General features: G+C 35.7%; 6 protein-coding genes and 1 pseudogene. 6 read left to right on the top strand and 1 reads right to left on the bottom strand.

The window, feature by feature from the left end; all coding sequences use genetic code 11:
• Positions 1-516 (top strand): annotated as a pseudogene (locus RYK07_RS07980) (acetate kinase); the annotation flags it as partial.
• Positions 517-596: 80 nt separating this feature from the next.
• Here the strand turns inward: RYK07_RS07980 and RYK07_RS07975 are convergent.
• Complete coding sequence (locus tag RYK07_RS07975) at positions 597-1,283, bottom strand: hypothetical protein (protein WP_314853329.1); 687 nt, start codon at positions 1,281-1,283, stop codon at positions 597-599.
• A gap of 233 nt (positions 1,284-1,516) precedes the next feature.
• On the opposite strand from RYK07_RS07975, the gene RYK07_RS07970 reads away from it, so the two are divergent.
• From RYK07_RS07970 to RYK07_RS07950, 5 genes are all read left to right on the top strand, one after another.
• Positions 1,517-2,062 (top strand): hypothetical protein, encoded by a 546-nt coding sequence (locus tag RYK07_RS07970; protein ID WP_314853327.1) that lies wholly within the window; start codon positions 1,517-1,519, stop codon positions 2,060-2,062.
• Positions 2,055-2,795, top strand: coding sequence for an N-acetylmuramoyl-L-alanine amidase (locus RYK07_RS07965; protein WP_314853325.1), 741 nt, complete (start codon positions 2,055-2,057; stop codon positions 2,793-2,795). Before RYK07_RS07970 ends, RYK07_RS07965 begins: the two co-directional genes overlap by 8 nt.
• A gap of 74 nt (positions 2,796-2,869) precedes the next feature.
• The gene (locus tag RYK07_RS07960; RefSeq protein WP_314853324.1) at positions 2,870-3,079 is read left to right on the top strand and encodes a hypothetical protein; all 210 of its coding nucleotides are present in this window, start codon (positions 2,870-2,872) and stop codon (positions 3,077-3,079) included.
• 22 nt (positions 3,080-3,101) lie between these two features.
• Positions 3,102-3,335, top strand: coding sequence for a DUF2922 domain-containing protein (locus RYK07_RS07955; RefSeq protein ID WP_006703853.1), 234 nt, complete (start codon positions 3,102-3,104; stop codon positions 3,333-3,335).
• A 398-nt stretch (positions 3,336-3,733) separates the two neighbouring features.
• Positions 3,734-11,679, top strand: a 7,946-nt coding sequence (locus RYK07_RS07950) for a mucin-binding protein (RefSeq protein WP_314853323.1), incomplete at its 3' end; no start/stop codon positions are given.

Raw genomic sequence — 11,679 nt, 5'->3', positions numbered from 1 at the left:
TCTATGGGATTCACTCCATTAGCAGGGGTTACAATGGGTACTCGTTCAGGAGATATCGATGCTTCATTAGTAGCATTCTTAATGAACAAATTAAACATTACAGATATCAATGAAATGGTTGACATTTTAAATAAAAAATCTGGTTTATTAGGATTATCAGGTTTATCAAGCGATATGCGTGATATTGACAATGCTTCAGCAACAAATGAAGATGCTAAAGTAGCAATGGAAATCTTCGTAGATCGTGTTCAAAAATACATTGGTCAATACATTGCCGTAATGAATGGTGTAGATGCGATTGTATTTACAGCAGGTATCGGTGAAAACTCAATTAAAATCCGTGACTTAATCATTAGCGGAATTACGTGGTTCGGATGTGACATTGACAAAGAACGTAACAACACTCGTTCAGAAGCAATTATTTCATCAGACAATGCGAAAGTAACAGTATTAAATATTCCAACAAATGAAGAAGTAGAAATCGCAAGAGATATCGAACGTCTACGCAAAAAATAAGATGTAAGAAAATCGGAAAGATGCTTAACACTAAAAGTGTTAAGCATCTTTTTTTGTGCTTCAATTTATCTCCAATACCCTTAACATTCTACAAAATGCTTCAAGACTTCCTCCCAAGTTTTTGCATCTATTTCACCGGGAGATACTTTATTAATATATTCTAAAATAATAGGAATGAAAAATTGACAAAAACGAGTAATAGACAGTTGTTCTTTAGTAGAAGACTGATGAATTGGGTAATTTTGGAAGAAGTGCATATGAAATTCTTTGTTACTGTTTAAAAGAGAATCGAAAGTTTGAGTATTTAAAATAGCGGTGGAATATTTATAAGGCAAAATAATTTCTAAGGATTGATCAAAGTATAAATGAAGAGTGTCTCCGACCTTTTGTTTATCAATGCAATGATGATAGCCACACCAATGATGATGATCTGAAAAAGTATAAATAGGAAAATAAAGAAAATCGTCAAAACAATACGGTATCTTTTTACGAATAGTAGAAAACTTTTTCGTAATTTCTTTAGCGAGAGTATAAGAGATAGGGGTGTTTTCTTGTAATAAATCGAATAGTTGAGAGGTTGTTTGGCGCGTGATATACCACTGACCAGAACGGGTGACAATGATGCTGTTGCAGTCGGTTCGAGGGTCATCGCTAATATCGTACAACAAAACAATATCTCGAGTAATTTCAGGAACTTGATGTTCTATACAAGTTTCGAAAATACTAGCATCACAACTACGGTTGAAATCAATAACAATGTTTGACATTATAATTACCTCCCAATGCTTTTTTCTTTTATTTTATAACAAAACCGGCAAAAAATAAATTAAAAAGTGAAAAATATCACAAATTTTAAGAAAAAAATAATAATGAAAGGGAAAAAAGATGAAATTCTACGATTAACATTGAAAATACGCAAAAACGAATTTTGTTTTAATCCGTTATTTATCGTACAGTTTTAGTAACAAGATCTTGTAAAAGCAATAAAGGAGAGAGGAGTATGGAGTATTGGGAAATGCCAGTAGAATGGAGTGAAGAATATCTTCAAACATTTGAACCAGTATTATATTCTGTGTTAAGAGGTTACCATGTGTCGAATACGAATTCAGAATATCAAGACTTACTACAGCTAGGAAGAATACTAATATTAGAAACTTTTCAAAGATTAGGAGGGAATCCTCTAGAAGAACAACGATATATTTATGCAGCCTATATCAAACGAGGGTTTACATGGATTTGTTTGCGAGAATTTTCAAAAGAAAATCAGCAAAAGATGCGAGAATGTAGTGACGAGAGTCTGGAGTTTATGCTAGGAAGCGATATTGATATTCAAGGTCAATTGGAGACGAGTGAAGAATTAGGAAAACTGTACGAATTACTAACTCCAAGACAGAAGAAAACATTGGAGTTGTTCCTAGAACAATCGGATTCTATTAAAGAATTGGCTGAACTTGAAGGACGTTGCAAGAGTAAATATTATCGTGATCGACAAGCAATTCAAAAGAAATATCAACAATGGATTCAAGGAGGAGAGTCAAATGGTTGAAAAAATCAATGAAACATTAATGGGAAATAGTGGACGTTTAGTAGGGGTTGAGTTTGTAGTGATTCATAATGATGCAGGTTCTATGACACCAGAGCAGTATATCGAATGGCTAAGATACCGTGAAAAATCGTTAGGAATTGCCCATTATTATTGTAATCGAGATGCAATTGTGAGAGTGGTAGATACGTATAATATCGCCTATCATACTGGTGATTGGTGGAGTAATATTCGTTCGATTGGATATGAAGTTTGTGAAAGTATGAAAGTCACGGACGAAGAATTTTTACAAAATGAAGATATTACTTTGATGCAAGCAACGGAAGATTTACTCTATTATGGACTCTCTATTACGACGGATACTGTGAGACTTCATCATGAGTTTGTTCCAACTTCTTGTCCGCATAGAAGCCTAGCGTTACATGGAGGAACTACTGAAAGTGTGAAAGATTATTTTGTCATGCGAATGAATGAATTCGCACAGTTAGGAAGCACAGTAGAGGAAATGCTTTCTAGAATGGGAACAGAAGAAAATGAGAATATATCCTATAATGAGGAACCCACACCTGAGGAAAAGAATCCGTTACTTGAGAAAACGAATGAAGACATCGCAGATGAAGTGATTCTTGGATTATGGGGAAATGGAGAAGAGAGAAGACAACGTCTGGAAGAAGAAGGATATGACTATGATGCGATTCAAGAAATCGTTAATAATAAATTAAGTGAACAGGGGTAAAATTCATCCGTTATTTTCTTTTTATAGTGTAGGAAGTCATGACACTACAAAAAAACAAACAGGAGGAAAAGAAAATGGCAAAAGTATTTCAAAAATCAACATTAGAAGTGTTTCATATGGATGAGGAAAGAGGAAAAGCAAAACGAATCAAAAGTTTACCAAATCTAATTGAAACAGCAGACGAAGCAGCAGTAAAAGAAATTGGAGAAGCTTTGAAAACATTGATGAAAGAGACAGTTAGCTATGTAACAGTTGTATCTCATTACCGTCATACAATTGGATAATTAAGAAAAGGAGTGGAAAAATATGACAACAACAAAAGAATTAAAACTAGTGTTTAAAAATGCAGATGGAAAACATAAAAACTTGGTTATTGCTAAGCCAGCAGAAAACTTAGATGAAGCAACCGTCAAAGGGGCAATGCAGAAAATCGTTAACACACATGCTTTTGAAAAAGCAGGAAAAAAAGAGTTTGAAGGAGTAGTATCTGCAGCATATGTAGATCGTACTGTTACTCAAGTCTTCAAAGATGAAAAATAGTTGCAAGTAAAATTCGAGAAAGTCGAAGAGGAAACTCTTCGACTTTTTTCGTGTTGTATCAATAAAGATAGTAGAAACAAACATAAAAATTCTTTATAAAACATAAAGGTTAGAATGACATTTTCGTATAATTACTTTTTATAATTCCTTCTCAGAAAGGTAAAATTTTTGGAAGAAAAAAGGAATCTGTTTAAAAAAATACACGAATCAGAAAAAATCTTTATACATTATATATTTTTCCTGTATCAAACGAAAAAAATAATTTATATCACTTATGCATAAAATGCTTTGTGTTTCCAGAAATTTTTGATAGAATGTATAAATGCAGATAGTGTATTTGCAGTGTATTCGGACAGTGTTAAAAATATAATTATGATTTATTCAGAAAGGAAAAAGTTATGAGAAATAAACGTAAAAAATCGTTTAATTGGTATGGATTAAGACAGCGTTTCTCAATTCGTAAATATCATTTCGGTGCAGCAAGTGTATTAATTGGTACAGCATTAGTATTTGCTGGCGGGCAAACGGCTCAAGCCAATGAACAAGCTTCTTCAGAGCCTGCTTCTGCATTAGTGAAGGATAAAACCGAAGGAAATGGAACTGTTGGCAAAACAGAATCTAATCAAAACACGATTGCAGAAAAAACGGCTCCGACGGAGAAAGAGACAGCAACAACAGCTGCAGCGACTCCAGCAGTGGAATCAACTTCAGTAAAACCTGAAGCAACTACAACAGCAAATCCTACTCCAGTAGTAGAAAAGCCAGAATTAGTTGTTCCAGAAACAGCAGGAGAAGTGGTAGAAAAACCAACTGAAACTCCAAAAGAAACAGCAGAAGAAAAAATTGAAGAGAAAGCTAAAGAAGACACTAAAAAAGATTCTAAAGAAGACTCTGAGAAAAAAGAAGCTGCTAAAGAAGTAGAAAAAGCAAAAGAAGACTTAGAAAAAGCAGTCAACGAAGCAAAAGCTTTAAATACTTCTGCATTAGCTTACGCAGAAAAAACTGTTAAAGATGAAAAAGTAAAAGATGCTTTAATTCAAGCAATTGAAAATGCTAAAAAAGCCATTGAAAAAGCAAATGAATTAGAAAAATCAAAAACAGTTACAGCTGAAGAATTAAACAAACAACGCTCAGAAGTGAATAATGCTTTAGAGGCTGTTTATACAGCAATGAAAGCAGCAGGACATGATGAAAAAGTTTCTGCGGTGTTGGCAGATCCAGCAGGTAGTATGATAAACATTAGCAACCCTATTAATAAAGTTGTTGTTAATAATGTTGGTGATATTACTGAGGAAGAAGCGCGTGCGATTGAAAAAGAAATTCGTACAGCAAACCCAACTTTAACTGCTGATGATAAGATTGAAGTTAAACGAAAAGGTAATACAGGTGCAGCTGTAGCAACTGTAACATTGGCTAATGGTAAGGTAGATCAAAATGGTAGTAAAACATATAATTTTGCTATTGGTGATGTAGCTTATGGTTCAGCTGGTGAGAAAAACTATAGTCAACTTCGTGAAGCAATTAACTGGTTTGACTTCGCTACTGCGTCTATTACATATGCTGATGGAACAAAAGTAGGAGCTGTTGAATACGTTAACAATCCGGCTATGGTTGACTTCACTAGTTCAAAAGGACGTCAAGAACGTGGACGTTTTACAATGGTTCGTACCGTTCTTGAGTCGACTACACACCCCGAGTTAGTAGGTAAGAAAACGAATGATCCTGCATTTTTAGCATCTGGATTAGCTAAATATACTTTGTGGAAAACATATAATGATGTAAAAAATGAAGTACAAAACAACCAATCTAGTGGACGAGGAAATAATGAAATATTCGAAGTTCTTCAAGAAGGAATGCGTTTCGATGTTCCAACTAAGGTAAAAGGTTATACATTAAGTGCTACAGTAAGTTCACTTTCTCGTAAAAAAGTTACAACAGAAACATATACTCTAAATAAAGCTAATGGTGAACCTGAGAATATTAATAGAAGTCCAGTTGATGGTGTTGTTCAACGTGAAGATGTTATTGTAACAAGACAAGATCCAAACTGGAGTCATTTACGATTAGCAGGGTTCGAAACTAAATATGAAGATTCAAATGGGGTAACTCGTGAACGATTAACTGCGTTCGCTCCAGCTTATGATGGTGGTAACGTTGGGGTTAAGTTCCAGTTGTCAGCAACATATAATGGTCGTCCAGTAGCGGTTAATGCTATTGCAGTTGATTCAGAAGATTTAAGTGTGGCGGAGTTCACTCAGTTCGAATCTGATGGTACACCTTGGGAAGAATTCATGCGTTTGAATAAAAATAAAACAAACTCAAAAGGTTTATTCCCTAATAGAGAAGGTAATGGTAACTTTTTAAATACTTTCGACAGAAAAACAAATGCTCCATTATCTACCGGTTATAAACTTTCTGAATGGACGAATAAAACAGAAACAGGTTATGGTAGCCAATTGTTCGGACCTTTTGATTCAGGTGTAAATAATGGTTATGATCTTCCTATAGGACTTTCTCAAAATGTTGAGAACTTAGGGGTTTACATTAATGCCAATGGTAGCCAATCTGCAACAGTCGGTTTCGTTATCTATGATGGAGGGGATGCACCAGCTTCTTATGGTTCAGCACAACATATCATCGGTAACTTTAATAAGGATAAAAATGGAACGCAAGTAACTGCGACACAACCATATTTAGGAGATGTTCCTGCAGATACAGACTTCCGTACAACAATAGCTGAGCCAAATGGAGCTTGGGTACTTGATGACTTAGTAAATTCAGAAGATTATAAAGAAGTTAGTCTGGTTAGTGGAACAACACAGGTTACAAACTCTAAAGGACAAACAGGAACGTATTTATTAGATGGTAAAAACCCTGTCATTCGTATGGCTGATGGAACGCAAGTAGCTATTAAAAATGGTGAAATTCTATCTACAGCTAATACATTACAAGGTGGAGATGGTTTACCAATTAAAGGGTTATATAACCAAGCAACACGTGGTCTTGGTGTAGGGAACTTGCCTGATGAAGGTGAAGGACAACTTCTTGACCCAGCAGTAGCAACTAAATACACTCTACGTCATGCAAGTGAAAATGAATATATTTTGAAAGGTATCAAAGTTAATCGTGGTGTGAATAATGATGTAGCTTATGTTCGTGGCTGGGTTGACTTTAACGGAAATGGTAAATTTGATCTTTACGAATCATCTGAATTAGTAACTGCTAATGCTGATGGAACTTATGACATTACATTTAAAAATACACCGCAATTATTAAATACATCAGTAGATAATCTTGGTGTTCGTTTACGTATTTCAGTAGATAAAAATGACTTAAGATTACCTACTGGATTAGCATCTTCAGGGGAAGTAGAAGACTTCGTTGCGAACGTTATTCACCAACCTCGAGGAACTCGTCATGAAACAAAAGATTATCAAGGGAAAAAACAAGAAGTGAATTTCCCAACTAATGCTATGTTTACTGCAAGTGGTAAAACAATTGAATCTAACTATAAACAATGGGCGCAAATTGATGATAATACAGCACCTAAGATGGTATTAAATGATACAGTTGTTAAATCTGAAGAACCAACAGGTAAAACAGTTGAGGTGAAAGATCACCTAAGTCAAACAATTTACAACGGTACTGAGGTAGTCGTTAAAGATGCGAGAGGAAATACTCTTGGTACAGCTGTTAAAGTATTGAATAAATTAACAGGTAAAACAGAATACTACTTATCTGAATATACTGAATATGATACAGCAGGAAATAAAGTTGGAGTTTATAAACTAAATGAAGGTTCTTCGGAAAACAAAAATTCTAAACAAGGTAGTTTAAGTTTTACAAAAATTACTTTTGAACCAGAAAAAGGGTTTGTAGGTAGAGCTAAAGGGGTAGCTATCCGTGCATGGGACAATAATGGAAGTCACACTGGATGGGAAGCTACAGAAGATACTATTAGAGAATCTTTAACAAGTACTACTTTAGCAGAAAAAGATAAGGTCTTAGAAAATGTAAACAACGGAAATAACGGTGCCAAGTCTATGGATACAAGTTATATTCCAACTGTTATTGACGTTCGTCCAGTAGGAGAAGATACAACTACAGAAGACGTTCAAGGAAAACCACAATCATCTAATCCTTCAATTCCGACAAAAGGAACAGTTGAAACTGTAACAAATGAATCTGTAGAAACTTCTAAACGAGTTGATATTTTAAATACAAGTGAGAAACCAACTTTTGCAACTAGAAAAGAAATACCAGGAAAATTATATACTGAGGATACAAAAGTTGATAAAGAAACAACGTTAACATTAACAGATGGAACAACAGTCACTTATAAACCAGTAGATAAAATTCCAGCAGGAACTAAGTTAGGTAATGTTTCGTCACCAGTTGCCGTTAATGGTACAGGAAATGTAACTGTAAGTAATGCAAGATTCACAACAGGGTCAGTACCAGCAGGTTCGGTATTAGAAGGAGCTTTACCAACAGCAACAGAGGACACGACAGTAATCCGTAATGGGGCTAATGTAGTTGTACCAGCAGGAAGTAAACTACAAGTAGGTGATGAACTTGTTACACCACTTAAAATAGTAGGTGGAGCTCAAATTACAACGTGGAAAACTACTTTTGCTAAAGGAGATACGATCCCAGCAGGAACTCAAACAAGATTTGAAGGAACTCTTGTGAATGAAACTTCTGCAGATCAACTAGTTCCAAAAGGTGGAAGTATTACACTTAATGGGACTACTTACAATGCTAATAATGATGTGATTCCAAAAGGAACTCGTACAACTTCTACTTTCGAGGACTTAATGAATGTTACTCTTCCAGATGCGGTTCACATTGATCCAGAAACAGGTGCAGTTGAGACAGTACATCGTCGTTATACTAAAGTAACTGATACAGAAATCGTTATTGAAAATGAAGGTACGTACACATTAAAACAAGATACTGGTGAAATCACATTTACACCACATCCTAAATTTGTAGGAAAAGGAACTGGAGTAACAAAACAACAACCAGATGTTGACTATAACAATAAAGTAGATGGAGATCCTGTGACTAGTCAGTATGGTACAGACTACGGTAAAGCTACGTATACACCAATCGTTAAACCACAATCAAAAGCTTCAATCACTCGTACAATTCATTATGTATACGAAAATGCTGATGACAATCCATCAAGTCAAGATTCATACAAAGATAATGATCCAATCGTAGCAATCGATAACACACCAGTTACTCGAAAACAAACGATTGATTATACTCGTGATTACAAGATTTTCTCTGAAGCAGGCACAACTGATAAAGAATTAGTAACTGCAAACCAAGTTACAGATGCAACAGGGCATGTTTATAAAGTTGGAGATACGATTCCGGCGGGAACAAAGTTCAATCAAGGTTCAATTATCATCGGTAAATGGACAGCTTCAAGTAATCAAAACTCTAAATTCAAAGAAATTATCTCACCAACAGTTAAAGGATACACAGCTGAAGTAGTAACAGCTGACTTTACACCAAATGCTGAGGGTAAGATGGGACACATCCATAATGGAAAACAACCTGTAGGATTATATACTCCAGTAGCCGATAATACGAAGGATGTTGGAGCATACGAACCATTAGTATCAGAAGTTCGTGCAGACGACAAAGATGACTTCGATATGTATGTTGTTTACAAAGCTGATACTCAAAAAGCTAAAGTAACTTACATCGACTTAGATGCAACAGGGGATGCTCGTATTCTTGAAGTTCAAACAGCAGCAACTGCTCCTACAACAGGGGCGGATGCGAAAACAACGTATGGTGTTCCAGAATTACAAGGTAAATCTCATACAGCGATTCCTTATGCAACAGCTAAAACAATCAAGAAATATGAAGACCTTGGTTATGAATTAGTAACTGATGACTATACAAACAATACTCAAGGTACAGCTATTGAGGGTGGACGTAAGTTTGATGACGATAAAGAAGTAGACCAAGCATTTAATGTTTACCTACGTCACAAAAAAGTTACTCGTAAAATTAAAGATACTCAAGAAGTAACACGTACAATCGAGTACAAATATGCAAGTACAGACGATGTACCAGCAGATAAACGTGGAACAACGGCTGCACCGACAGTGACTGAAACACTTCATTTTGAACGTGACCGTACAATCGATTACACATTAGCAGCTAAAGGATATCCAACAGAATACGCAACTTACAAAGCGGTGTTAGATAAGAGTGGATATGATTCTCCAGAAGAATATGCTGCTCGTGTAGTTTACTACGACCACATTACAAATAAAGCAATCGCAGCAGATGCAACAGATACTCAAAAATCAATTGTAACATTTGGACCATGGACTCCAGTAGGTGGAACATCTAATGATGCAATTACATTATCTGATGCAGAAAAAGCTAAAGATGATAAATTCAACAATGTACCATCACCAAAAGTAGCAGGATACACACCTGATAAAGTAGCTGTAGATAAAACAGCAGAAATCGACGCAGAAGCGGCAGATTACACAGTAGAAGTGTTATATACACCAGAAAAACAACGTGCAACTGTTAAATTTGTAGAATCAGATGCTAATGGAGTAGTTAAAACAGTTTCTAATGGAGTAGATGTTACGGTAGCAGATTCATTAACAGAAACTGGAGCATCAGGTACAAACTTCACTACTCTTAACCAGGCTAAAGTTGATGAAGTTATTAAGAGCCTTGAAGCTAAAGGGTATACATTAGTTTCTGATGGATTCAAAGCAGCTACAGCAAATACTGCATTTGATACTGACAAAACAACTGATCAAGAGTTCGTAGTTAAATTAACTCCTAAAGTTGTGGAAGTACCATCATTCGACCCAACAAAACCGAATAGTGATGACAATCCAAAACCAGAACCAGATCAACCAGTAGACCCTACTAAACCAGATGGACCAAAATGGCCTGCATCTGTGAAAGAATTGAAGAATACTGATACTGTTAAACGTACTGTTAAATATGTATTTGAAAATGGAGCACCAGTAATTGATCCAACAACAGGAAATCAAAAAGTTGTGGAACAAGAAGTTAAATTCACTCGTACTTCATCAGTTAACCTTGTAACAGGAGAGATTACTTATGGAGAATGGACATCTGCTCAAGAATTACCAGCGGTAACATCTCCAACAGAAACAGAGATTCCTGCGGTAACGAACCACATTCCAAGTACGAAAACTGTGCCAGCAGTAACTGTTCAAGCAGAAGGTGAAGACCTTACTGAAACTGTAGTGTACAGAAAAGTTGATTCAATTACAGTACAACCAAACGATCCAACTCCAACGAAAGATCAACCAATCGATCCAAATAATCCAGATGGACCAAAATGGACTGAAGAGTTAATCAAGAAATTGGAAGATGCTCGTAAAGAAGAAGTAACTCGTACAATTAACTACAAATACTCAGATGTAGAAGGTGAACTAAAACCTGCAGATACAGCTAAAAAAGGAACAAATGTAGCAGATGCCTTCACAAATAAAGTAGAGTTCAAACGTGCAATTACAGTTGATCCTGTAACAGGAGACTTCACTTATGGACCATGGAAAGCTACAAATGATGATACTACATTAGAAGGTAAATCAGAACTCCCTAAAGTGGAGGGTTATATTGCTACAGGTGATGTGGACTCTTCTAAGAAAGATGTTAAAAATGTTAATGCGACTGATAAAGATATTACGGAAAATGTAGTCTACAAAGCACTAGGTAAATTTGTGCCAGTAGTACCAGAAGGATTTACTCCTCCTACAATTGAAAATCCACAATATCCAAACTCAGATGATCCATCTAAACCAGGAACACCAACAACTACGATTCCTTACGTACCAGGAACAACACCAGTTGGACCAAATGGACAGCCGTTAACTCCAAAAGATCCGAAAGATCCAACGAAAGGATACGAACCACCAGTTCCAACAAATCCAACTTCTGATACAACAATCATCTATACTAAAGATGGTTCTCAAGTAGCAGTGACACACTTCATCGAAGTAAATAGCGAAACTGATAAGACTGAAAAAGGTGGAGTAGCTACATCAGTTGTTGACACTGGAGACACAGGAAAACCATTCACTAAATCTGCAGATGTAACAGCGACAATTGAAGCACTGAAAGCTAAAGGATATACAGTTGTTGAAAATAACTATCCAACAGATGGTAAGTTTGATGCTGATGCAACAACTAACCAAGAATATAAAGTTCTTGTAACAGTTAAACCTGCAACGGTAAATCCAAATGATCCAAAACCAACTCCAGGAGAACCAATCGATCCAAATAATCCAACAGGACCAAAATGGACTCCAGAGTTAATCAA

This window comes from uncultured Granulicatella sp., from assembly GCF_963528315.1.
GTDB lineage: Bacteria > Bacillota > Bacilli > Lactobacillales > Aerococcaceae > Granulicatella.
Note: the sequence above shows the minus strand (reverse complement) of the source record. Positions and strands in the feature narration are given on the sequence as shown.

Bases quoted from the DNA above. Each gene is read 5' to 3' on its own strand.
- RYK07_RS07975 (WP_314853329.1), bottom strand. From the start codon at position 1,283: ATGTCAAACATTGTTATTGATTTCAACCGTAGTTGTGATGCTAGTATT.
- RYK07_RS07970 (WP_314853327.1), top strand. From the start codon at position 1,517: ATGGAGTATTGGGAAATGCCAGTAGAATGGAGTGAAGAATATCTTCAA.
- RYK07_RS07965 (WP_314853325.1), top strand. From the start codon at position 2,055: ATGGTTGAAAAAATCAATGAAACATTAATGGGAAATAGTGGACGTTTA.
- RYK07_RS07960 (WP_314853324.1), top strand. From the start codon at position 2,870: ATGGCAAAAGTATTTCAAAAATCAACATTAGAAGTGTTTCATATGGAT.
- RYK07_RS07955 (WP_006703853.1), top strand. From the start codon at position 3,102: ATGACAACAACAAAAGAATTAAAACTAGTGTTTAAAAATGCAGATGGA.